The sequence below is a fragment of the Bradyrhizobium sp. NAS80.1 genome (genome assembly GCF_001908205.1).
In the GTDB taxonomy this organism is placed as follows: domain Bacteria; phylum Pseudomonadota; class Alphaproteobacteria; order Rhizobiales; family Xanthobacteraceae; genus Bradyrhizobium.
On record NZ_LGHL01000150.1, the window covers coordinates 1 to 22,401 of the forward strand.

At 64.5% G+C, this 22,401-nt stretch carries 19 protein-coding genes and 3 pseudogenes; 13 read left to right on the forward strand and 9 right to left on the reverse strand.

Features of this window, described 5'->3' with window-relative positions; all coding sequences use genetic code 11:
* The 3 genes and pseudogenes from AC629_RS31000 to AC629_RS31010 all read left to right on the forward strand — a co-directional run.
* The coding region (locus AC629_RS31000) for an ATP-binding cassette domain-containing protein (protein ID WP_143199573.1) at positions 1–410 on the forward strand (410 nt) is incomplete at its 5' end.
* A gap of 54 nt (positions 411–464) precedes the next feature.
* Positions 465–973 (forward strand): annotated as a pseudogene (locus tag AC629_RS31005) (OsmC family protein).
* Positions 974–1,219: 246 nt separating this feature from the next.
* Complete coding sequence (locus AC629_RS31010) at positions 1,220–2,020, forward strand: hypothetical protein (RefSeq protein ID WP_084808643.1); 801 nt, start codon at positions 1,220–1,222, stop codon at positions 2,018–2,020.
* Positions 2,021–2,159: 139 nt separating this feature from the next.
* Here the strand turns inward: AC629_RS31010 and mutS are convergent.
* Positions 2,160–4,899 (reverse strand): annotated as a pseudogene (gene mutS / locus AC629_RS31015) (DNA mismatch repair protein MutS).
* A gap of 340 nt (positions 4,900–5,239) precedes the next feature.
* Here mutS and pcaF point away from each other — a divergent pair.
* The 4 genes from pcaF (at position 5,240) to AC629_RS31035 (ending at position 9,154) form a co-directional block, all read left to right on the forward strand.
* A complete protein-coding gene (gene pcaF / locus AC629_RS31020) occupies positions 5,240–6,448 on the forward strand; it encodes a 3-oxoadipyl-CoA thiolase (protein WP_084808644.1) in 1,209 nt (402 codons plus the stop codon).
* A 251-nt stretch (positions 6,449–6,699) separates the two neighbouring features.
* Positions 6,700–7,401 (forward strand): protocatechuate 3,4-dioxygenase subunit beta, encoded by a 702-nt coding sequence (gene pcaH, locus AC629_RS31025; protein WP_084808645.1) that lies wholly within the window; start codon positions 6,700–6,702, stop codon positions 7,399–7,401.
* Positions 7,402–8,004: a protocatechuate 3,4-dioxygenase subunit alpha gene (pcaG, locus tag AC629_RS31030; RefSeq protein WP_084808646.1), complete on the forward strand. Its 603-nt coding sequence runs from the start codon at positions 7,402–7,404 to the stop codon at positions 8,002–8,004.
* An 88-nt stretch (positions 8,005–8,092) separates the two neighbouring features.
* Positions 8,093–9,154, forward strand: coding sequence for a phosphotransferase (locus AC629_RS31035; protein WP_168195618.1), 1,062 nt, complete (start codon positions 8,093–8,095; stop codon positions 9,152–9,154).
* A gap of 145 nt (positions 9,155–9,299) precedes the next feature.
* Here AC629_RS31035 and AC629_RS31040 read toward each other — a convergent pair whose 3' ends face one another.
* From AC629_RS31040 to AC629_RS31050, 3 genes are read right to left on the reverse strand one after another with little or no spacing between them, the layout of a single operon-like run.
* A complete protein-coding gene (locus AC629_RS31040; RefSeq protein ID WP_084808648.1) occupies positions 9,300–10,856 on the reverse strand; it encodes an MDR family MFS transporter in 1,557 nt (518 codons plus the stop codon).
* A 28-nt stretch (positions 10,857–10,884) separates the two neighbouring features.
* Complete coding sequence (locus AC629_RS31045; RefSeq protein ID WP_084808649.1) at positions 10,885–12,048, reverse strand: HlyD family secretion protein; 1,164 nt, start codon at positions 12,046–12,048, stop codon at positions 10,885–10,887.
* Complete coding sequence (locus tag AC629_RS31050; RefSeq protein WP_074122122.1) at positions 12,041–12,523, reverse strand: MarR family winged helix-turn-helix transcriptional regulator; 483 nt, start codon at positions 12,521–12,523, stop codon at positions 12,041–12,043. Before AC629_RS31050 ends, AC629_RS31045 begins: the two co-directional genes overlap by 8 nt.
* A 155-nt stretch (positions 12,524–12,678) precedes the next feature.
* Between AC629_RS31050 and AC629_RS31055 the strand changes: the two genes are divergently transcribed.
* The 4 genes from AC629_RS31055 (at position 12,679) to AC629_RS31070 (ending at position 16,617) form a co-directional block, all read left to right on the forward strand.
* Entirely contained in the window at positions 12,679–13,173 is a 495-nt protein-coding gene (locus tag AC629_RS31055; protein ID WP_084808650.1) for a Fur family transcriptional regulator, read from the forward strand.
* 35 nt (positions 13,174–13,208) lie between these two features.
* Positions 13,209–14,162: a DMT family transporter gene (locus AC629_RS31060; protein ID WP_084808651.1), complete on the forward strand. Its 954-nt coding sequence runs from the start codon at positions 13,209–13,211 to the stop codon at positions 14,160–14,162.
* A 12-nt stretch (positions 14,163–14,174) separates the two neighbouring features.
* Positions 14,175–15,458 (forward strand): flavodoxin-dependent (E)-4-hydroxy-3-methylbut-2-enyl-diphosphate synthase, encoded by a 1,284-nt coding sequence (ispG, locus tag AC629_RS31065; protein WP_084808652.1) that lies wholly within the window; start codon positions 14,175–14,177, stop codon positions 15,456–15,458.
* 262 nt (positions 15,459–15,720) lie between these two features.
* Positions 15,721–16,617 carry a TauD/TfdA dioxygenase family protein gene (locus tag AC629_RS31070; protein ID WP_084808653.1) on the forward strand — a complete coding sequence of 299 codons (897 nt, stop codon included), beginning with the start codon at positions 15,721–15,723 and terminating at the stop codon, positions 16,615–16,617.
* A 112-nt stretch (positions 16,618–16,729) separates the two neighbouring features.
* Here the strand turns inward: AC629_RS31070 and AC629_RS31075 are convergent, their stop codons facing one another.
* Positions 16,730–17,374 carry a carbonic anhydrase gene (locus tag AC629_RS31075; protein WP_084808654.1) on the reverse strand — a complete coding sequence of 215 codons (645 nt, stop codon included), beginning with the start codon at positions 17,372–17,374 and terminating at the stop codon, positions 16,730–16,732.
* 169 nt (positions 17,375–17,543) lie between these two features.
* Here AC629_RS31075 and AC629_RS31080 point away from each other — a divergent pair.
* Positions 17,544–18,426, forward strand: a pseudogene (locus tag AC629_RS31080) (HpcH/HpaI aldolase/citrate lyase family protein).
* A 209-nt stretch (positions 18,427–18,635) separates the two neighbouring features.
* A complete protein-coding gene (locus AC629_RS31085) occupies positions 18,636–19,385 on the forward strand; it encodes a hypothetical protein (RefSeq protein WP_084808655.1) in 750 nt (249 codons plus the stop codon).
* Positions 19,386–19,439: 54 nt separating this feature from the next.
* Here the strand turns inward: AC629_RS31085 and AC629_RS31090 are convergent, their stop codons facing one another.
* The 4 genes from AC629_RS31090 to AC629_RS31105 all read right to left on the reverse strand — a co-directional run bounded on the left by AC629_RS31090 (position 19,440) and on the right by AC629_RS31105 (position 22,037).
* Positions 19,440–19,859, reverse strand: a complete 420-nt coding sequence (locus tag AC629_RS31090) for a DUF6455 family protein (protein ID WP_084808659.1) — start codon at positions 19,857–19,859, stop codon at positions 19,440–19,442.
* A gap of 226 nt (positions 19,860–20,085) precedes the next feature.
* Positions 20,086–20,871 carry a glycosyltransferase family 32 protein gene (locus AC629_RS31095; protein ID WP_084808656.1) on the reverse strand — a complete coding sequence of 262 codons (786 nt, stop codon included), beginning with the start codon at positions 20,869–20,871 and terminating at the stop codon, positions 20,086–20,088.
* Positions 20,872–20,953: 82 nt separating this feature from the next.
* On the reverse strand, positions 20,954–21,559 hold the full coding sequence (gene leuD, locus AC629_RS31100; protein ID WP_084808657.1) for a 3-isopropylmalate dehydratase small subunit: 606 nt from the start codon (positions 21,557–21,559) through the stop codon (positions 20,954–20,956).
* 79 nt (positions 21,560–21,638) lie between these two features.
* Positions 21,639–22,037 (reverse strand): metallopeptidase family protein, encoded by a 399-nt coding sequence (locus tag AC629_RS31105; RefSeq protein WP_084808658.1) that lies wholly within the window; start codon positions 22,035–22,037, stop codon positions 21,639–21,641.
* Positions 22,038–22,401 lie beyond the last annotated feature (364 nt).

The window sequence follows — 22,401 nt, forward strand, 5'->3', positions numbered from 1 at the left end:
GCGAGCTCTCGGGCGGGCAGGCGCAGCGTGTCGCGATCGCGCGCGCGCTGGTGCCGCAGCCTGAAGTGCTGCTGCTCGACGAGCCTTTCTCGGCGCTCGATGCCTTCACCCGCCGCGACCTCCAGGATCATCTGCTCGATCTCTGGGCCGATACACGTCCGACATTGATCCTCGTCACACATGACGTCGACGAAGCCGTCGTGCTCGCCGACCGCGTGCTGGTGATGCGGCCGCGGCCCGGCCGGCTGTTCGACCAGATCGAGATCAATCTGGGCCGGCCGCGCGACCGCAATTCGCCGCTGTTCGAGAACTTCAAGCGAAGTGTGCTGACGTCCCTCGACCGTTCGCTCGATCGCGGCGTGCCCGACCGTGACGCAACCCAGGGTCCCGGTCAGGCCATGTGGTGGTGACAATTTCTCTCCGAGCCGGTACATCGAGAGGCGATTTTTCCGGGAGAGAACGACATGGACGCCGCAGCACTGCGCCAGATGCAGGCCCCGATCAAGGAACGCTACAAGACCGACCCCAAGGCCGCGATGATCACGCTGAAGGCCAAGGGCTCGACGGATAGCGAAGGCATCGCCTGCAAGGTCGAGACCGGCCGCGCCATCGCAATGGCTGGCCTTCATCCGGCGACCGGCGGCTCCGGCCTCGAACTCTGCTCCGGTGACATGCTGCTGGAAGCGCTGGTCGCCTGTGCCGGCGTCACGTTGAAGTCGGTCGCGACCGCGATCGAGGTGCCGCTGAAGACCGGCAACGTCTACGCCGAGGGCGATCTCGACTTCCGCGGCACGCTCGGCGTCGACAAGGAGACCCCGGTGGCTTCGCCGAGATCCGCCTGCGCTTCGAGGTCGACACTGACGCAGCCCAGGACAAGCTCGATCTGCTGCTCAAGCTCACCGAGCGCTATTGCGTGGTCTATCAGACCATCAAGAACGGCCCGAAGGTTTCGGTGTCGATGCAGCGGATGTAGAGGGGTGAAAGCCGTATCCCAGCGATCGGTGTCGTTCCCGCCTAGTGCGCAATTGCGCACGGGGGGCGGGAACCCATAATCCCAGGCCGTGGTGCTTTCGCACGGTCGTCGCTCCAGCTTTGTAAATGACTGCGGCCTGTGGCTATGGATTCCGGGCTCGCGCTTCGCGCGCCCCGGAATGACGGTGAGAGTTACTCTACGTTTCATCCGGATCTGCGCTCCGCTTGTCCGGGATGACAAAGAAAAATGCCCCCCGAACTCCACTTCATCCTCTTCCTTCTCCTGCGCATGGCAATCGCGGCGGCGTTCGTGGTGTCGGCGTCGATCATCACCGAACGCTCCGGTCCGGTGATCGGCGCGCTGATCGCAACCTTGCCGATCTCGGCGGGACCGTCCTACACCTTCCTCGCCCTCGACCATGATGCGGCCTTCATCGCCGAGGGGGCGCTGTCGAGCCTGCCGGTCAACGCGGCGACGATCTTTATGGGCCTGACTTATTCGGTGCTGGCGCAGCGCTTCAGCATGTGGATCAGCGCGGGCTCCGCGATCGCGTTGTGGCTGGTGCTCGCCACCATCATGCGTCAGTTCGCTTGGACGCTGGCCGGCGGGCTGATTGTCAATGCCATCGCCTTTGCGATCTGCATTCCGTTGCTCAAGCCCTATCGGCACGTCGCGAAAATGCCGTTGATCGCGAGACGATGGTACGACATTCCGCTGCGCGCCGCACTGGTGGCGAGCCTGGTTGGCACCGTGGTGACTGCCTCGACCTGGATCGGTCCCCGCGTCACCGGCGTGATTGCGCTGTTTCCGATCGTGTTCTCCTCGATGATGCTGATCCTGCACCCGCGCATCGGCGGCCCCGCCACCGCTGCCGTGCTCGCCAACAGCGCCTGGGGCCTGCTCGGTTTCGGCCTCGGCGTCGCCGTGCTCCATCTTGCTGTGCTGCAGTTTGGTTCTGCGATCGGCCTGAGCCTTGCGCTCGCCACCTGCATCATTTGGAATCTGACGTTGTGGTGGAACGGGCGAAGGAAGCGGTTGGCGCACTAGCCTCCATCATTGCGAGGAGCTCGTGACAAAATTGCAGAGCAATTTTGCGCTGGAGCGACGAAGCAATCCAGACTGTCGCCGCGAAGAGAGTCTGGATTGCTTCGCTCCGCTCGCAATGACGATTGCGGCCAGGGACCGTTCACTGCTTCGGCAGCTTGGCCTTCAACGCATAGAGTGCATCCAGCGCCTCGCGCGGCGACATCTCGTCGGGGTGCAGCGCTTTCACGGCTTCCATCAGCAATTCTGCTTCGCTCGGGGGCGCGGCTTCCGCGACGGCGCGCGAGGGCACGGCGAACAGCGGCAGATCGTCGGCCAGCGCACGCGCGGTCTGGCCGCGGTCCTGGGCCTCGAGTTTTGCCAGCACCGATTTGGCGCGCGTGATCACGGCCGGCGGCAGGCCGGCGAGCTTTGCGACCTGGATGCCGTAAGAGCGGTCGGCCGAGCCCGGCAGCACCTCGTGCAGGAACACGACGTTGCCCTGCCACTCCTTCACCCGCACCGTCGCGTTGAACATGCGCGGCAGCTTGGCCGAGAGCGCGGTCAGCTCGTGATAATGCGTGGCGAACAGCGTGCGGCAGCGATTGCTTTCGTGCAGATGCTCGATCGCGGCCCAGGCGATCGAGAGGCCGTCGAAGGTCGCAGTTCCGCGGCCGATCTCATCCAGGATCACGAGCGAGCGCTCGCCGGCCTGGTTGAGGATCGCCGCGGTCTCGACCATCTCCACCATGAAGGTGGAGCGGCCGCGCGCGAGATCGTCGGCGGCGCCGACGCGCGAGAACAGTCGGTCGATGATGCCGATCCGCGCGCGCGTCGCCGGCACGAAGCTGCCGATCTGCGCCATCAGGGCAATCAGCGCGTTCTGGCGCAAGAAGGTCGATTTACCCGCCATGTTCGGGCCGGTCAGCAGCCAGAGCTGGCCGGACTTTTGCGCAGGGCTTGGCGACAGGTCGCAGGCATTGGCGATGAAAGGCTCGCCATTGCGCTTCAGGGCCTGCTCGACCACGGGATGGCGGCCCGCTTCGATGGCGAAGGCGAGGGAGCCATCGACCTCGGGGCGCACATAGTTATCGTCGACCGCGAGCTTTGCCAGCGAAGTCGCGACGTCGAGCAGCGCGAAGCCGTGCGCGGCGGCGCGCAGGTCCTCGCTGATCGCGAGCGCCTTGGCGCAGAGCCGCTCGAAGATCTCGAGCTCGAGGCCCAGCGCACGATCGCCGGCATTGGCGATCTTGGCCTCGATCTCGCCCAGCTCGGATGTGGTGAAGCGCACCTGTCCCGCCAGCGTCTGGCGATGGATGAAGGTCGCGTTCAGCGGCGCCGACATCAGCTTGTCGCCATGCTGCGCGGTGACCTCGACGAAATAGCCGAGCACGTTGTTGTGCCGGATCTTCAGGCCCTTCACGGAGGTCGCGTCGGCGTAGCGTGCCTGCATCGAGGCGACCACCAGGCGCGAGGCGTCGCGCAGGTTCCGGGCTTCGTCGAGCGCGGGCTCGTAGCCCTGACGAACGAAGCCGCCATCGCGCTTGATCAGCGGCAATTGCTCGTCGAGCGCCGCGGCAAATTCTGCGGCGAGCTCTCGCGACGGCTTTTGCAGCGCGGCCATCACCGCTGCGATCTCCTGCGGCGGCTGGTCGATCTCGCCGAGCCGCGCCAGCGCCTGGTCGGCCGCCATGATGCCGTCGCGAATGCCGGCGAGGTCACGCGGACCGCCGCGGCCGACTGAGAGACGGGCCAGTGCCCGCGACATGTCGGGCGCGCCGCGCAAAATGCTGCGGATGTCTTCGCGCGCGGCGGAATCGGCAACGAAGGTGCTGACCGCATCGAGCCGCCGCGCGATTGCCGGCGCATCGGTCAACGGCGCTGCAAGCCGCTGCGCCAGCAGGCGCGAGCCGGCCGAGGTCACGGTGCAGTCGATGGCGTCGAGCAGCGAGCCGCGGCGTTCACCCGCCAGCGTCCGCGTCAGTTCGAGATTGGCGCGGGTGGCCGGGTCGATCGCCATGGTCGCGCCCGAGGCCTCGCGCGCAGGCGGCGACAGCGGCGGGTGCTTGCCGACCTGGGTGCGGTCGACATAGGTGACGGCCGCCGCCGCAGCGGTGGCTTCCAGGCGCGTCAGCTGCGCCAACCCGTCCATGGTCGCGACCGCGAAATAATCGCACAGCCGCTTCTCGGCGGTGGCGCCGTCGAACACGTCGCGGGTCAGCGGCGTCACCGCCGGCAGCTCGCGCAAGGTCGGCCCGAGTTCGTTGTCGTTGTAGAGCGCGTCGGTGACGATCGCCTCGTTCGGATTGATGCGCGCCAGCGTCGCGGCAAGCTCGCCCCCCCGAACATTCCGTCACGGTGAATTCGGCGGTCGAGATGTCGATCCAGGCGAGGCCGAAGCGGTCGCCGCCGGCGGAGGAGCGGGCGCGTGCAATCGCCAGCAGATAGTTGTTGGCGCGCGCATCGAGCAGCGTGTCCTCGGTCAGCGTGCCCGGCGTGACCAGCCGCACCACGCCGCGGCGCACGACGCTCTTGTTGCCGCGCGCTTTCGCAGCGGCGGGATCCTCGGTCTGCTCGCACACCGCGACCCGGTGGCCGGCTGATATCAGGCGGTGCAGATAATCCTCGGAGCGCTCGACCGGCACGCCGCACATCGGGATATCCGCGCCCTGATGCTTGCCGCGCTTGGTCAGCACGATGCCGAGCGTCCTGGAGGCAATCTCGGCGTCCTCGAAGAACAGCTCGTAGAAATCGCCCATTCGGTAGAACAGCAAGAGGCCCTGATGCGCCGCCTTGATTTCAAGGTACTGTTCCATCATCGGCGTAACGCGCGCGGCAGCTTCCGCCGGCGGCGCTTGGGTAGGTTCAGGTTCCGGCGCTGGAATGGGTTGTTGGACTGTCATGGGCGGCGCAACCTACAAAATTTCGCCCCGTGCTCCTATCGCTTTGGCCGGATGGGGCGGGTTTTCCACGTTGTCCGCATGACGGGATAATGAGTGCCACATTTCCGGTCGTCATTCCGGGATGCGCCGCTAGGCGCAGACCCGGAATCCATAAACCCGATTGGTGGTTATGGATTCCGGGCTCGCCCTTTGGGCGCCCCGGAATGACGGCTGGCTTTCGAGGCGCTTAGCCGAATACGGCCCGCGCGAAACCGTCAATTGACCTGCTGCGGGCGCCCTCCTAAAACTCCGCCGTCATTGAAGAATTCTGGCCGAACCGCGGCATTCAGGGAGAACAACGATGCGTGACGTCTTTATCTGCGATGCCGTGCGGACCCCGATCGGCCGCTTCGGCGGCTCGCTCGCCAAGGTGCGCGCCGACGACCTCGCCGCCGCCCCGATCAAGGCGCTGATGGCCAAGCACCCCAACCTCGACTGGGCGCAGGTGGATGAAGTCTTCTTCGGCTGCGCCAACCAGGCCGGCGAGGACAACCGCAACGTCGCGCGCATGGCGCTGCTGCTCGCGGGTCTGCCGGACTCGGTTCCTGGCCAGACCCTGAACCGCCTTTGCGCCTCCGGCCTCGACGCGGTCGGTGCGGCCGGCCGCGCGATCCGCTCCGGCGAGATCGAGCTTGCGATTGCCGGCGGCGTCGAATCCATGACGCGCGCCCCGTTCGTGATGGGCAAGGCGCAGGAAGCCTTCTCGCGCTCCGCCGAGATCTTCGACACCACGATCGGCTGGCGCTTCGTCAATCCGCTGCTGAAGGCTCAGTATGGCGTCGATGCCATGCCGGAGACCGGCGAGAACGTCGCCGAGGAATTCCAGGTCTCCCGCGCCGACCAGGACGCCTTCGCCATCCGCTCGCAGCAGCGCGCCGGTGCGGCGATCGCCGCCGGCTATTTCGCCGAGGAGATCACGCCGATCACCATTCCCGGCGGCAAGGCCGGCCCTGTTACGGTGGACAAGGACGAGCATCCGCGTCCCGAGACCACGCTGGAAGGCCTGACCAAGCTGAAGCCGATCGTGCGCAATCCCGGCACAGTGACCGCCGGCAATGCCTCCGGCGTCAATGACGGCGCCGCCGCGATGATCCTGGCGTCGGAAGCTGCGGTGAAGAAGCACGGCCTGACGCCGCGCGCCCGCATCCTCGGGCTTGCCTCGGCCGGCGTGCCGCCGCGCATCATGGGCATCGGCCCCGTGCCCGCGACCCGCAAGCTGATGGAGCGTCTCGGCAAGAAGATCAGCGATTTCGACCTGATCGAGCTCAACGAGGCCTTCGCCTCGCAGGGCATCGCCTGCCTCCGTCAGCTCGGCGTCAAGGACGATGCCGATTTCGTCAATCCGCATGGCGGCGCCATCGCGCTCGGCCACCCCCTCGGCATGAGTGGCGCCCGTCTCGCGCTCACCGCCGTCCACGGCATGGAGAAGCGCGGCGGCAAGCTCGCGCTCGCCACCATGTGCGTCGGCGTCGGCCAGGGCGTCGCGGTCGCGATCGAGAAGCTGAATTAAGACTACTTGCTCCCCCTCTCCCCGTTCTTACCGGGAGAGGGTGGGGTGAGGGGCCTCTCTCCGCGCATGAGACTGTCGCGGCACCAGTACCCCCTCACCCGCCGCGCTACGCGCGTCGACCTCTCCCCGCAGGCGGGGAGAGGTTAAGAAAAGGGGGCCTTCAAACCCGCTTCCCCAGATTAGTTATATTCTATAATGATCGGGATAAGCGTTGACCGGCCTGATCAGAATGGCCGGGGAGGAGTTCGCCAATGACATTCATCTATCCCGTCGACAGCAACAAGGCGCATCCGCTGCCGCTGTCGCCCGAGTACAAGAGCTCGATCAAGCGCGCGCCGAACAAGCCCTTGATTCCGATGCGCCATACGCTGTCGGAGTTGACCGGCCCGGTCTACGGCCATGAGACCGTGCGCGAGGGCGATGCCGATCTCACCCGTCAGCACAGTGGCGAGCCGCTCGGCGAGCGCATCATCGTGCACGGCCATGTGCGCGACGAGGACGGCCGCGGCGTGCCGAACTCGCTGGTCGAGATCTGGCAGGCCAATTCCTGCGGCCGCTACGTCCATGTCCGCGACCAGCATCCGGCGCCGCTCGATCCGAACTTCACCGGCGCGGGTCGCACCCAGAGTGATGCCTCCGGCTACTACCGCTTCGTCACCATCAAGCCCGGCGCTTACCCCTGGGGCAATCACCACAACGCCTGGCGTCCGGCGCACATCCATCTTTCGGTGTTCGGCTATTCCTTCGTCACGCGCCTCGTGACGCAGATGTATTTCCCGAACGACCCGCTGTTCCCGTTCGACCCGATTTTCAACTCGGTGCCGGACGAAAAGGCGCGCGCGCGCATGGTTTCGTCGTTCGATCTCGAGAACACCCAGCCCGAATGGGCGCTGTGCTACCGCTTTGACATCGTGCTGCGCGGCAAGAACGCCACGCCAATGGAGAATAGTTAAGTGCAGGAAAACGGAAAGGACAACGGTATCACCCCATCGCAGACCGTCGGTCCGTTCTTCAAATACGGCCTGACGCCGAACGGCGAATACGCCTGGAACGACGCGTTCACCAACTCCACGCTCACGCCCGACGTCACGGGCGATCGTGTCCGCATCGAGGGCCGCGTGTTCGACGGCGACGGCGTCGCCGTGCCGGATTGCATGCTGGAGATCTGGCAGGCGGATGCGCAGGGCCGCTTTGCCGACCCGCAGGACAAGCGCGCGCTGCCGAACGCGAGCTTCCGCGGCTTTGCCCGCTGCGGCACGGACAAGGACGGCAATTATTCCTTCGACACCATCAAGCCGGGCGCCGTGCCCGATCCGGACGGCAAGACGCAGGCGCCGCACATCGTCGTTGCGGTGTTTGGCCGCGGCATGCTGCGGCATCTCTACACCCGCCTCTATTTCAGCGACGAAGCCGGCAACGCCGCCGACCCCGTGCTGGCGCTGGTGCCGGCCGACCGTCGCGCCACGCTGATCGCTGTTCGCGATGCGGGCAAGCCGGTCTATCGACTCGACCTGCGGCTGCAGGGCGGCGACGAGACGGTGTTCTTCGACGTCTGAGGCCCGAGCCGCCTTTCGGGCGGCCGGTCACGGCTGGCGCTTCCGGGTGTGATCGTGCAGTATGAGCGCGGCACCCGGGGCGCGCTTGATGACACCTCCACAACTGCCGGCGGTCGTTGAGCCCGCCCAACTGACGGCTGCACTGCGCAGGGGCGGGGTGCTGGATCGCGGCGCGGTCCGCGAGGTGAAGGTGCTGCATCAGCGCGACACCGTCGTGTCGCACATCGTCCGGCTCGGCCTGCGCTATGTCGGCGAATCCACCGGTGCCCCGCAGTCGCTGATCCTGAAGATGGCGCATGCCGCCTTCGCCAGGACGCTTGCAGATCGCGGCCGGCATGAGGTGGCCTTTTACACGCAGCTCGCGCCGAACATGCCGCCGGGACTCACGCCGCGCTGCTTCGATGGGCATTTCGACGACGAGAGCGAGGCCTGGCACCTTCTGCTCGAAGACCTCACCGGCAGCCATGACATTGCGACCGTGCCGACGCTGCCGCCGTCGCGCGATCAGGCGATGGCTATCGTCACGACGCTGGCGCGCATGCATGCGGCGTGGTGGGATCATGCCAGCCTCGGCGCGACCGTCGGCACCTGGGCGAGCATCGAGGACAGCGCAGGGCGCATGGAGACTTTCGCCGGTCATTACGACCGATTCGCCGATCAGCTTGGCGACCGTCTCAGCGAAGAGCGGCGTATCCTCTACCGTCGTCTCATCGAGCAGTCGGCCCGGCTATCCCAGCGCTACCATTCGCGCCGCCACGTCACGATTGCCCACGGCGACGCACATACCTGGAATTTCCTGCTGCCGCGGGCTGGTGTCGCCGACACCGCGCGCATCTTCGATTTCGATCTGTGGGGCATCAATGTGCCTACCAGCGATCTCGCCTACATGATCGCGTTGCAATGGTATCCGGAGCGCCGACAGGCGCTCGAACGGACGCTGCTCAACCGCTACCACGAGACGCTGCTCGCACACGGCGTGACCGGTTACACGCGCGGCGCGCTCGACCAGGATTATCGCTGGTCGGTGCTCTGGCACATCACAAAGCCGGTCTGGCAATGGAGCATCAACATCCCGCCGGGGATCTGGTGGAATAATTTGGAGCGGGTGATGATGGCGGTCGACGATTTGGGCTGCGAGGAGCTGTTGTAGTTGTCTGGTGTCCCGGGCGTGGTGCAGCGCGTACCGCTGCACCGCAGAACCGGGACCCATTTTGCCGCGCCGCTGAGACCTAGGCCCCGGCTCAGCAGCGCATCACTTGCGTGCTGCGCTGCGTCCGGGGCACGACACTGACCCGTTACTCCATCACCGCATGTTCCGGCCCGGCCGCCTGCTTGCGCAGCACGGCCTTGGTCGAGCCGATCATCAGCGCGAGCGGAATGGTGCAGAGGATGAAGAACATCACGAGCTGGTAGTCGTGTGCGAAGGCGATGATCTGCGCCTGCACGCCGACCATTCGGTCGGCCATGGCGCGGCCGGCGTCGGTGGAGAGGTCGATCATGCTGCGCACATTCGGCATCTGCAGCGCGTGGTTGAACGGATTGATGTACTCGGACAGGATCGCGTAGGTCTTGCGCGTACCCTGCGTCAGCTGGGCGATCACGATCGAGATGCCGACCGAGCTCGCGACGTTGCGGAGCAGCGTCAGCATCGCGGTGCCGTCGGTGCGCAGATGGTTCGACAGCGTCAGGAACGACACCGTCGAGAGCGGCACGAAGACGAGGCCGAAGCCGAAGCCCTGGATCACGCTGACGATGACGATCTCCGGCACCTGGGTCTGGTCGGTCCAGCCGGTCATCTGGAACAGCGACGCGGCCGTCAGCAACAGGCCGGAAATGATCAGCGTGCGCGCCTCGATGTAGCGCATGAGCCGGCCGACGATCATCATCGCGAAGAACGTGCCGAAGCCGCGGCTCGCGAGCAGGCCGCCCGCGGTCATGATGGGATAGCCGATGACGTTTTGCAGGTAGGGCGAGGCAAGCGCCATGGTCGAGTACAGTACGAGGCCCATCACCGTCATGAAGATGCAGCCGGTGAGGAAGTTGCGATCTTTGAAGAGCGCGAACTGGATGAACGGCCGCGAGGTCGTGAGGGAGTGGGCGAAGAAGTAATAGAAGGCGATGCCCGAGACGATGAACTCGGTCACGATCTCGACCGACTCGAACCAGTCGAGCTGCTCGCCGCGGTCAAGTGCGAGCTGAAGTGCGCCGATCGCGACCGCCAGCGCGGCAAAGCCGAACCAGTCGAACTTCAGGCCGAGATTCTTTTCGGTCTCGTCCAGGAAGACGGCGAGCCCGAGCACGGTAATCGCGCCGAACGGCAGATTGACGAAGAACACCCAGTGCCAGGAATAGGTCTCGGTCAGCCAGGCGCCCAGCGAAGGACCCATGATCGGGCCCATCATCACGCCCATGCCCCAGATCGACATTGCAGTCGCGCGTTCCTGGAGCGTGTAATAGTCGAGCATCACGGATTGCGACAGCGGCACCAGCGCGGCGCCGAACACGCCTTGCAGCAGGCGGAACAGCACCATCTGGTTGATGTCCTGCGCGAGCCCGCACAGTACGGAGGCGAAGGTGAAGCCGGCCGCGCAGATGATGAAGATGCGCTTGCGGCCGTAACGATTGGCGATCCATCCCACCGGTGCCGTCATGATCGCGGCGGCGACGATGTAGGAGGTGAGCACCCAGTTGATCTGGTCCTGCGACGCCGACAGCGTGCCCTGCATGTAGGGCAGGGCGACGTTGGCAATCGTGGTGTCCAGCGCCTGCATGACGGTTGCCGTCATGGCGCAGATCGTCACCATGTTCCGGCGCAGGCCGGGGACCATCAGGCTGGCATTGGGGCCGGACATCGAATCAGTCCCTGTCTCAGTCTTTGTCTTAGTCTTTGTCTTGGCTCGCCGTCGCCGACAGGCCGAGCAAGCCGGCGAGCGTGCGCTGATGGCCGGTGTCGATGGTGGCATAGACGCTCATGCCGGCCTTCAGCTTCTTCACGTATTTGTCGCTCTCGTCGAAATAGATCCGGATTGGCACGCGCTGCACCACCTTGACGAAGTTGCCGGTGGCGTTCTGCGGCGGCAGGATCGCGAATTGCGCGCCGGTGCCGGGCGAGAGCGAGCCGATCTTGCCCTTGAACACGTGGTTCGGGAATGCGTCGACCTCGAGCGTGACGGGCTGGCCTTCGGTGACGTAGGTGAGGTCGCTTTCCTTCGGATTGGCATCGACCCAGGGATGGGCGACGTCGATGATGGAGAACACCGGCGTGCCGGCGGTGACGTAGCGGCCGAGCTGGATCTGCTCGACCTGGGTCGCGATGCCGCCCATCGAGGCGCGCACCACGGCGTGGTCGAGATTGCGCTCGGCGTTGTCGAGCTTGGACTTGGCCTGTGCGTAGGGCGGGAATTTCTCCAGCGGCAGGTCGGGATCGCCGAGCAGCTGCGTCTTGGCCGTCGACATCTGCTGCTTGACGTATTGCGCGACGGAGCCCGAGGTGACCAGCGCGTTCGACGCGTTGTCGAGGTCGAGCTGCGAGCCAAAACTGTTCTTCACCAGCGCCTGCTTGCGCTCCACGTCGCGCTGCTTCAGCTCGACACCCTGCTGGGCGAGATTAAGCATGTCGCCGTAGATCTTGATGTTGGCGCGGAGATTGTCGTAGGTCGTCTGCGCCTGCATCAGCTGCGCCCTGGCCTCATCCACGGCGAGGCGGAACGGCACGGGATCGATCTCGAACAGCACGTCGCCCTGCTGGACCAGCTGGCCCTCCTTGACCACGACCTTCTCGATCTTGCCGGAGATATCGGGCGTCACCAGCACCTTCTGCGCGCCGACATAGGCGTCGTCGGTGCCGACATAGCGGCCGCCATTCAGATAGAAGACGAGGCCGCCGCCGGCGACGACGATCGGCAGGACCACCATCAGCAGGAAGCGGCGATAGCGCCGCAGGCCTGCGATCAGACGGCGGCGCGGCTCGGTGCCGGCCTTCTTGGCCGGCTTGCCGCTGTCGATTTTTTGTTCGGGCTGGAACTTGAGGACCTGATCAGCCATAGCGCTGCTCCCTACGCGCCTGTTCCGCTCCGCTTGTCTGGGTCGCGTTACGCACGTTTTCTTTGATTGTTTCGAGTTGGGTGAGGAGACGGTAAGCGTCCGCCGGATTGATGCCATCGAGCGCGTTGGCCGTGAGTTCGGATCGAAGCCCGCTCATCTTGCCGAGCAAGGTCCGGCCGGCCTTCTTGAGGTACAGGCGCTTGACGCGGCGATCCGAGGCGTCGCTGCGGCGCTCGATCCAGTCGTTGTCGCAGAGCTTGTCGATCAGCCGCGTGAGCGTGATCGGCTGCATCTCCATGAGTTCGGCGAGTTCCGACTGTTTCATGCCCTCGCTGCGCTCGACCTTGGCCAGCACCGCCCACTGCGCGCGGGTGATGCCGTAGCGCGATGCTTCCTTGTCGGCATAGACGCGCAACAGGCGGTAGAGCTCACCGAGCGTGAACAGGAAGTTCTGGTCGACAGACCCGCGGGTCATAAGCTTTGTCTCCAATAAGCTTGGATATAATAAGCAAGCTTATAATTATTTCACACCGGGTTAATGCGGTCCTGTCCCGCGGCAAAAGCATGGCTGGCAGCCGCACCGGCCGTCGTGCTTTGGGTTCCCTGACCGCAATGCTAGAATACAGGCGCATGAACCTCGCAAAGCCGGCATTTCCCGCGCCCGACCACGATCACGGCCGCTGCACCGCGGACGGGCTGGCGCATGCCGAGGAGGTTTGCGAGCAGCGGGCGCAGAAATTCACGCCGATTCGCCGCCAGGTGCTGGGGGCGCTGCTCTCCAGCCATCGTCCGCTCGGCGCTTATGAGGTGATCGACGAACTCGCCAAGTCGATGCCGCGGCCGGCGCCGATCACGGTCTACCGTGCTCTCGATTTCTTGATGGCCAACGGCCTCGTGCACCGCATCGAAAGCCGCAACGCCTATCTCGCCTGCGCTGCCCACGACCATGACGCGACGTCCGCGGTGGCGTTCCTGATCTGCGAGCGCTGTGGTCTCGTCGGCGAGATCCCGTCAGCGTCCTTCGCCAGGGACCTCAACGCCGCGGCGCGCAGCTCAGGCTTCGCACCAAAGCTGTCCGTGGTGGAAATCACGGGCGTCTGCACGCATTGTCAGAAAGCGACTTGAAGCAACAACGGCGCAAAGCCGGATTTCGAGAAGAAATGTCCTCACCTCAAGCCATACCGTCCGCCGGTCGCCCCCTCAGTGCCGGCGCCATCGCCCTGATGCTCATGTTGTGCCTGACCTGGGGCTTCAACCAGATCGCCGTGAAGTTGGTGATGCAGGATGTGCCGCCGATGCTGCAGGCGATGATTCGCTCGATGGGCGCGCTGCCGGTGCTGTTCATCGTCGGCACGCTTCGCGGCGTGAAATTCTTCGAGCGTGACGGCACGTGGAAGCCCGGCCTGATCGCCGGGTTGATGTTCGGCTTCGAGTTCGTGCTGATCTTCCAGGGCCTGCGCCTGACTTCGGCCTCGCGCGCGGTAGTGTTCCTCTACACCGCGCCGTTCTTCGTCGCGCTCGGTTCTTACCAGATGCTCGGCGAGCGGCTTGGTGCCACGCAGTGGCTGGGGCTGGGCGTGAGCTTTGCCGGTGTGGCGCTCGCGATCGGCGTGCCGCAGCCCAATGTCGATTCGCACGTCCTGCTCGGCGATCTCCTGATCGTCGCCGGCGCATCGCTGTGGGCAGCAACCACGCTGGTCGCCAAGGGTACGCGGCTGCGCTTCGCCGCGCCGGAGAAGGCGCTCGGCTACCAGGTCGCGACCTCGATCCCGATCCTGGGCGCGGCGGCCTGGCTGTTCGGCGAATCCATCACCCACACGCCGGCGCCCATGTCTCTGGCCCTGCTGGCCTTCCAGGCGATCTGGGTGGTTGGAACCACGTTCACGCTTTGGTTCGCGCTGGTGAAGGCCTATTCGGCCAGCAAATTGTCGGCTTTTACCTTCATCACCCCTTTGTTTGGCGTGGTGGGTAGTTATTTCATCATGCACGATACCCTGAGCCTGGCTTTCGGGGCCGCCGCAGTGCTTGTAATTGCTGGGCTTTTTCTGGTTAACCGTCCGAGCCGAGAGGCTGCGGCGCCGCGCGATGCATTGCTGAACGTCACCAAAACCTGATATTTGGACCCCATGAACAAGCTTGAAAACACCATCGATTCCGACATCGCGGGCCCCGCGCCCCGGCATCAGACCACCCAGGTCAAGGTCGGCGACGTCGCTGTCGGCGGCGGTGCGCCGATCGTCGTGCAGTCGATGACCAACACCGACACTGCCGATATCGACGGCACCATCGCCCAGGTCGCAGCGCTCGCGCGCGCTGGCTCCGAAATGGTCCGCATCACCGTGGACCGCGAGGAGGCTGCTGCCGCCGTTCCGCACATCCGCGATGGCCTGCTCAAGCGCGGCATCACCACGCCGCTGATCGGTGACTTCCACTATATCGGCCACAAGCTGCTCGCGGCCTATCCCGCCTGCGCCGAAGCGCTCGCCAAGTATCGCATCAATCCCGGCAATGTCGGCTTCAAGGACAAGCGCGACACCCAGTTCGCCGACATCATCGAGATCGCGAACAAGAACAACAAGCCGGTCCGTATCGGCGCCAATTGGGGCTCGCTCGACCAGGAGCTGCTGACCAAGCTGATGGACGAGAACGCCGCGTCCGCCAATCCGCGCGACGTGCGCGCGGTGACGCGCGAAGCCATGGTGCAGTCTGCGCTGCTCTCGGCCGCGCGCGCCGAAGAGCTCGGCATGCCCAAGAATCGCATCATCCTTTCCGCAAAAGTCTCTGCGGTACAGGATCTCATCGCGGTCTATCAGGATCTCGCCAGCCGTTCCGACTACGCGATCCATCTCGGCCTGACCGAAGCCGGCATGGGCTCGAAGGGCATCGTTGCCTCCTCGGCCGCGCTCGGCATCCTCTTGCAGCAGGGTATTGGCGACACCATCCGCATCTCGCTGACGCCGGAGCCCGGCGGCGACCGCACCCGCGAGGTGCAGGTCGGCCAGGAACTCTTGCAGACGATGGGCTTCCGCACCTTCGTGCCACTGGTTGCGGCCTGCCCGGGCTGCGGCCGCACCACCTCGACCACGTTCCAGGAGCTGGCGCGCTCGATCCAGGACTTCATCCGCGACGAGATGCCGACCTGGAAGACGAAATATCCCGGCGTTGAAGAGCTCAACGTTGCGGTGATGGGCTGCATCGTCAACGGCCCCGGCGAATCCAAGCACGCCAATATCGGCATCTCGCTCCCCGGCACCGGCGAAGCGCCGGCCGCGCCGGTGTTCGTCGACGGCAAGAAGTTCCGCACGCTGCGCGGCCCGACCATCTCCGCCGACTTCAAGGCGCTCGTGATCGACTACATCGACCAGCGCTACGGCCAGGGCGCCAAGGTGCCGGTGACCGCGGCGGAGTAGTTTTACTCCGCTCGCCCCGCGCTTTGCCGTCGTCCCCGCCTAGTGCGCAATTGCGCACGGGCGCGGGGACCCATAACCACAGGGTTTTGTGGTTAGAATACGCTGTCACTCCGAGTCTTCGCCAAGCCCCATCCTGTGGCTATGGGTCCCGGGCTCGCGCTTTGCGCGCCCCGGGACGACAGTTGTGTTTGCGGTGCGGATTGCACATCCCTCACCGCGCGTTACCATGCCCCCAATCAAGAATGATCGGGAGACGACACCCATGAGCTCGCTATCCGGCAAGCAGGGTCCGCGCTATCGCCACATGGCGGAAGACGGTGTGCCCTATGAGACCATCGCGGTCGAAAAGCTCACGCCCATCATCGGCGCGGAGATATCCGGCGTCGACATCGGCAAGCTCGTCTCTGGCGATGCCCCCTCCAATCAACAGATGGACGAGATCCACCGCGCGCTTGCCGAAAACCTCGTCATCTTCTTCCGCGACCAGAGCATCACGCCAAAGCAGCATCTCGCCTTCGGCCGCAAGTTCGGCGAGCTGCATTTTCATCCCGCGGCCCCGCACGAGGACGAAGACCCGGCGCTGATGAAGATCTACGCCGACAAGAACTCGCCGCGGGCCAACGGCGAGGGCTGGCATTCCGACGTGTCCTGCGATCTCGAGCCGCCGATGGGCTCGATCCTCTACATCAAGCAATGCCCGCCGCGCGGCGGCGACACGCTGTTCGCCAACATGTACGCGGCTTATGAAGCGCTGTCGGACCGGATGAAAGCCTATCTCGACGGGCTGACTGCGCTGCATGACGGCGAGCCGATCTATCGCGGCCTCTACGCCAATTACGGCGTCGCCGATCGTCCCTCCTACCCGCACGCCGAGCATCCCGTGGTGCGCACGCACCCGGTCACGGGCAAGAAGGCGCTCTACGTCAACCGCGGCTTCACCCGCCACATCAACGGCATCCCGCGCGACGAGAGCGACGCGATGCTCGCCTATCTCTACCAGCACGCCGAGAACCCGCTGTTCCAGTGCCGCTTCCGCTGGACCGAGAACGCCATTGCCTTCTGGGACAACCGCTGCACGCAGCACCGTGCGATGTGGGATTACTGGCCGCACACGCGCTCGGGCACGCGCGTGACGGTGAAGGGCGAGCGGCCGGTTTAATTGACCCTGCCGTAGGGTGGGCAAAGGCGCATCGTGCGGTGCCCACCATCGCTCCACGATTGCGAAAGAAGTGGTGGGCACGCTTCGCTTTGCCCACCCTTGGACTACGAAATCAAGTCACGCTTCGCGCGCTCTTGAATTCCTTCGTCGACTTGTCGAGCACGAACAAGGTCCCCTCCGCGACGCCGAAATAGGCGCCGTGCAGATGCATCTGGCCGCCCTCGACCGCCTTCCGCACGAACGGGAACGTCATCAGGTTTTCCAGGCTGCGGAACACCGCGGCCTTCTCGATGCGCTCGACGAACTGCGCCATGGTCTCATGGTTGCGCTGCTCGACGACTTCGCCCGGCTTGATGAACATCTGCATCCACTTGCCGATGAAGTCGCCGGGCGTGAGCGGCTCGATCTTGTCGACGAAGGCACGGATGCCGCCGCACTGCGCGTGTCCGAGGATCACGATGTGCTTCACCTTCAGCACCGTCACGGCATATTCCAGCGCGGCCGAGACACCGTGCGCGTTGCCGTCGGGCTGATACACCGGCACCAGATTGGCGATGTTGCGCACGACGAACAGCTCGCCCGGGCCGACGTCGAAGATCGCCTCGGGTGAAACGCGGCTATCGCAGCAGCCGATCACCATCACTTCCGGGAACTGTCCCTTCACCGACAACTCGCGATAGCGATTCTGCTCGGCCGGCAGCCGCTGGGTGGCGAAGGCCTTGTAGCCTTCCAGCAAGTGCTTCGGGAATGTGATCATGGCTCATGCCTAACCATATACCACAGGGGCGAACAAGCCTTTCGAATAGGCATGCCAGATGCTATCGGCTCCGGCTTATTGTTTGAGCATGATCTTTTCGGAAAACCGCCGCACACTTTTCCGGATCGTGCTCTAGAACACGCCTGAGGAAACCGGAAGGAACGCTCGCATGACCCGCCCGCGCCGCAGCCATCTATTCATGCCCGGCTCCAACCCCCGCGCGCTGGACAAGGCGCGCAACCTGGCCGCCGATGGCCTCATCCTGGACCTTGAGGATTCCGTCGCCCCCCGACGCCAAGGCGTTGGCGCGCGACCAGATCGCCGCCGCGATCGCGGCCAAGGGCTTCGGCAAGCGCGAGATCCTGATCCGGACCAACGGCCTCGACACGCCCTGGTGGGCAGAGGACGTCGCGATGGCGGCCAAGGCGTCGCCGGACGGCATCCTGGTTCCAAAGGTCTCGAGCATCGAGGACCTCGACACGATCGGCCGTCGCCTCGCCGAGCTTGGCGCAGCGCCGACCGTCAGGGTCTGGGCGATGATCGAAACCGCGCGTGCGGCGCTGCACGCCGAGGAGCTGGCCGCGGCCGGCCGCGATCCGAAGACGCGTTTGTCGGGTTTCGTGTTCGGGCCCAATGACATCTCGCGGGAAACGCGCATCAAGATGCTGCCGGGCCGCGCCGCGATGATCCCGATGATCACCCACTGCATCCTGGCAACGCGCGCCCACGGCCTCGAAATCCTCGACGGCCCCTATAGTGACATCGCCAATTCCGATGGCTTCGCCACCGAATGCGCGCAGGGGCGCGATCTCGGCTTCGACGGCAAGACGCTGATCCATCCGTCGCAGATCGAGGCCTGCAATGCGATCTTCACACCGCCCGAAGAGGAGGTCGCCCGCGCGCGAAAAATCATCGCGGCCTTCGAGCTGCCGGAAAACGTGTCACGCGGTGCGATCCGGCTGGATGGTGCAATGGTGGAGCGCTTGCACGCCGACATGGCGCGGCGCACGATCGAGATCGCGGATGCGATTGCCGCGATGAGCAAGGGCTGAAGGATGAAGGGATCATCACCCGTTCGGGCCGTGCTGGAGGCGGCGGCAACAGGCGCGTTCGTTCATGCAAACGTGATCGTCCTGCACGGGGGGGCCATGATTGGCTCGCATGAGCACCAGGCTGGAAGATGGATCATTGCGTGGTATAGTTGCATCTGGGTTGGGGAACAATTGGACTGATAAGCTTCAAGCGTACTCTGGGGGGCCTCATGGCAGCACTTGCGGAGACTGTTGATACCCGTTTGGTCGACGCGCTCACCGCGCACGCGGTTGCGAGCATCAAAGCCGCCGATCATTTTTCTTCGCCCTTCCCTCACATCGTTTTCGATAATTTCTTTCCGAAGGATCTTTACCGTGACTTGATACGGAGCGTCCCCACTCAGGGGTACGATCCGATCACGGGTACAGGGACCCGCATGGCGCTGCGCCTCTACGGCGAGAACGTCGAGAAGATCGACCCGTCTCTGCGGCCTGTATGGGCGGCGGTGTCGGCCATGTTGACCTCGGAGAGCATCGAGCGGGCCATCCGAAAGAGACTGCATGACGGGCTCGAGATTCGTGCCCGTGGCGACAAGGTGCCAAGTGCCGCCGATTTGACGTTGGTCGCAAAGCCGGTGGTTTACGTGGACAGGGACGGCTATCAAATCAAGCCGCATCCGGACACGCGCAAGAAGGTTGTGACGATGCAGCTTTATTGCCCGGCCGACGCCAGCCAGGAAGCTTTGGGGACGACGCTCTATAAGGCGTCTCTCAAGGGACTGTTTCACGTTGGCTCTTATTGTCTGGAGCCTGTGAAAACGATCCCGTTTCTGCCCAATGTCGGATACGCGTTCGTGGTTCTGAAGGCCTATCACTCGTTGACCAGGATGAGCTGGCACGGTCGTCCGCCGATCAAGACTGATCGCGATCGGGTGTCGATCCTCAACACGTTCTACATGAATGAAACTGCTGGGTTCTGATCTCCAGGGCAAGCGAAGCCATTTAGGTCAGAGCGCCGCATGAATGCGACGCCGTCAGTGCGGCGCGACGTCTGCGCGATCGAGTGACTCCAGCGTCGAAGCGTTCGCGCAATAGCCGTGATAGTTCTCCGCGGCGGTGCCTTCGGCGAGATCGCGGTCGCACTGTCCCTTGTGATTGCAGAGCGAGCAGACCCGCTCCATGTCGCGCAAGAGCAGCGGCTGCGCCTGTCCGAGCCGCTCCACACTGATGCCGAGCTGCTCCAGCATTTTCGGCAGCTCATCGGCGGCGCGGTGGCCGTGGCGGACCAACTCCTCGAGATCATCAGGCGCGATCCTGAGATCGCTGGCGATCCGGTCGAAATCGGTACGGTCGAGCCGCCGCATCTCGCTCAGCTCGCGGTGATGCTTCAGCCATGCGGCAAAGGACTCGATGAGGCCCTGGACGACTGGATAAGGCTTGCTTGCGGTGCTCATGGAAGGCTCCATTCGAACGGCGGAACTGGAGCGAGACTAGGCAAAATGATGCAGAAGCGCGTTGCGCTGGATCAAATTAGAATGAGCCAAGGAAACTCATCTCGTGCCCCGGACGCGGCGCAGCACGTAGTGGTGCGCTGCTGAGCCGGGGCCCATGTCGCATGCTGGGTCCCGGCTCTGCGGAGCAGCGTTGCACGCTGCACCGCGTCCGGGACACCGAAGAGAGCTACGCGAATCGCTCCGCCGCCCAGGCATACAGGCTGCCCGGAATCGGTGGCTGGCCGCCGCGTCCCTTGGGCGAGATGTGCAGGCCGATGATATTAGGATCAGTAACGAGGCCGAGATAGCTCGACGGCTCGAAGAACAGTTTCGGCTCGGCGTGCACGGCGTAGAAGGATTGCTTCGGCAGCGCGCATTTCAACTCACCGGCGCGGCGGGCCAGCGCCGTCAGCGCTGCCGGCCCAAAGATCGCAACGCGAATATCCGAGAGACGGTTCGAGCCGCCGCGCAGGCGACGCATCGCAAAGGTGATGCGATGGCGCACCGACAGCCAGTTCGGCGTCAGCTCCTCCTGCTGCATCAGCTCTTCGAAGGCGGCAACGATGCCGTGCCTCGGCGGAAGATAGATCACGGAGTTGCCGAGCTGGCGCGGCCGCTCCCAGGCGAAGTAGGGTTTCGCCGGGTCGACCTCGACAGGCCTCAGCAGCAACACGTCGGCATCAAGCCAAAGGCCGAGTCCCTTTGCCATCAGCTTGATGCGGAAGAAGTCGCTGAACTGGAGCGTGGTCCAGTCGCGCCAGCTTCCGTCCGGCTGCGGCGGCCGCAATCGCTCGGAGAACGCATGCGGCAGGATCGCCTCGGCGTCCGCGTTCTCGACGCCCGCGGGCAGGCCGGGAATGGTGTCGAAGCTGTAGACCGTGACCTTGTGGCCGGCCGCGAGCTGCGAGCGCAGACAGGTCTGGCGCAGTGCGTCCATCTTGCCATGCCAGAAGGTGACGATGTCGGGCAGCATGCGCGGAAGCTATAAGGGATAATCAGGGCAAAGAAAAAAGCCCCGGCGCGCGTCGCACCGGGGCTCCAAACAAGACTAGCGATCAGGCCCAGGCGCGTTCGCGCTTGAGCTTCTCCTCGTAGGTGTCGATCGAGGACTTCTTCTCCATCGTCAGGCCGATGTCGTCGAGGCCGTTGATCAGGCAGTGCTTGCGGAACGGATCGATCTCGAACTTGACCTTGCCGCCGTCGGGACCGCGGATCTCCTGGTTCGGCAGGTCGATCGTCAGCGTCGCGTTGGCGCCGCGCTCGGCGTCGTCGAACAGCTTGTCGAGGTCTTCCTGGCTGACACGGATCGGCAGAATGCCGTTCTTGAAGCAGTTGTTGTAGAAGATGTCGCCGAACGAGGTCGAGATCACGCAGCGGATGCCGAAGTCGAGCAGCGCCCAGGGCGCGTGCTCGCGGCTCGAGCCGCAGCCGAAATTGTCGCCGGCGACCAGCACCTTCGTATTGCGATAGGCCGGCTGGTTCAGCACGAAGTCCGGGTTCTCGCTGCCGTCGTCCTTGTAGCGCTGCTCGGAGAAGAGTCCCTTGCCAAGGCCGGTGCGCTTAATGGTCTTGAGGTACTGCTTCGGAATGATCATGTCGGTGTCGACATTGATGATCTTCAGCGGCGCCGCGACGCCTTCCAGCGTGGTGAATTTGTCCATGGTTGCGCTTTCCCGGGGTGGTTCAGGAACCGGTATTTATCGCGATCGGTGGCCGAATCCTAGGCCGAATTCGGCAGATCTAGTCTGCTTGAGCCTCAATCGCCGCCATATCGTCATCCGAGAGGCCGAAATGGTGGCCGATCTCGTGGATCAGGACGTGACGGACGATGTGGCCCAGGCTCTCCTCGTGCTCGGCCCAGTAGTCCAGGATCGGCCGGCGGTAGAGCCAGACCATGTTGGGCAGCCGCGCCACGTCGCCAAGGCTCTGCTGCGGCAGGCCGACGCCCTGGAACAGGCCGAGCAGGTCGAACTCGCTCTCGCATTCCATCTCGTCGAGGACCTCGTCGGTCGGGAAGTCGTCGACGCGGAGGATCACGCCCTCGCACAGCCTGCGAAACTCCGCCGGCAGGCGTTCGAACACGTCATGAGCCATCGCTTCCATTTCGGCCAGCGAGGGCGCTTTCAATTTCGTCCACATGGGCTTCTCTTAAAGCGTTTTCGAGCGAAGTGGATACCGGTTCGCGTAAAGAAAACGCGTTAAAACAAGAATCTAGAGCCCCGTTCCGATTCCATCGGAACGGAAATGGCTCTAGCGCGGGTTCCCCGGCGATGCATCCGGCTTTATAAGCGCGGCGAGGTTGACGGGCGCCGCCAAAACGGGGAGCGTACGGCAGCTCGATGGGGACGTTTCAGGTGGGTGGTACGATGCGGGCGGGAACAGCAGTTCTACTTTGCATGGGGTTGTTTTCGCAATTTTGCGTCGGCGCGGAAGCCCAGACGGCCGGCCCCGAAATCCGGCTGGCCCAGGCGGCCTCGCCCGACGCCCCGCCGCCGCGCAAGCG

Coding starts and splice junctions, on each gene's coding strand:
- AC629_RS31010 (WP_084808643.1), top strand. CDS start 1,220: ATGCCCCCCGAACTCCACTTCATCCTCTTCCTTCTCCTGCGCATGGCA.
- pcaF (WP_084808644.1), top strand. CDS start 5,240: ATGCGTGACGTCTTTATCTGCGATGCCGTGCGGACCCCGATCGGCCGC.
- pcaH (WP_084808645.1), top strand. CDS start 6,700: ATGACATTCATCTATCCCGTCGACAGCAACAAGGCGCATCCGCTGCCG.
- AC629_RS31035 (WP_168195618.1), top strand. CDS start 8,093: ATGACACCTCCACAACTGCCGGCGGTCGTTGAGCCCGCCCAACTGACG.
- AC629_RS31040 (WP_084808648.1), bottom strand. CDS start 10,856: ATGTCCGGCCCCAATGCCAGCCTGATGGTCCCCGGCCTGCGCCGGAAC.
- AC629_RS31045 (WP_084808649.1), bottom strand. CDS start 12,048: ATGGCTGATCAGGTCCTCAAGTTCCAGCCCGAACAAAAAATCGACAGC.
- AC629_RS31050 (WP_074122122.1), bottom strand. CDS start 12,523: ATGACCCGCGGGTCTGTCGACCAGAACTTCCTGTTCACGCTCGGTGAG.
- AC629_RS31055 (WP_084808650.1), top strand. CDS start 12,679: ATGAACCTCGCAAAGCCGGCATTTCCCGCGCCCGACCACGATCACGGC.
- AC629_RS31060 (WP_084808651.1), top strand. CDS start 13,209: ATGTCCTCACCTCAAGCCATACCGTCCGCCGGTCGCCCCCTCAGTGCC.
- ispG (WP_084808652.1), top strand. CDS start 14,175: ATGAACAAGCTTGAAAACACCATCGATTCCGACATCGCGGGCCCCGCG.
- AC629_RS31070 (WP_084808653.1), top strand. CDS start 15,721: ATGAGCTCGCTATCCGGCAAGCAGGGTCCGCGCTATCGCCACATGGCG.
- AC629_RS31075 (WP_084808654.1), bottom strand. CDS start 17,374: ATGATCACATTCCCGAAGCACTTGCTGGAAGGCTACAAGGCCTTCGCC.
- AC629_RS31085 (WP_084808655.1), top strand. CDS start 18,636: ATGGCAGCACTTGCGGAGACTGTTGATACCCGTTTGGTCGACGCGCTC.
- AC629_RS31090 (WP_084808659.1), bottom strand. CDS start 19,859: ATGAGCACCGCAAGCAAGCCTTATCCAGTCGTCCAGGGCCTCATCGAG.
- AC629_RS31095 (WP_084808656.1), bottom strand. CDS start 20,871: ATGCTGCCCGACATCGTCACCTTCTGGCATGGCAAGATGGACGCACTG.
- leuD (WP_084808657.1), bottom strand. CDS start 21,559: ATGGACAAATTCACCACGCTGGAAGGCGTCGCGGCGCCGCTGAAGATC.
- AC629_RS31105 (WP_084808658.1), bottom strand. CDS start 22,037: ATGTGGACGAAATTGAAAGCGCCCTCGCTGGCCGAAATGGAAGCGATG.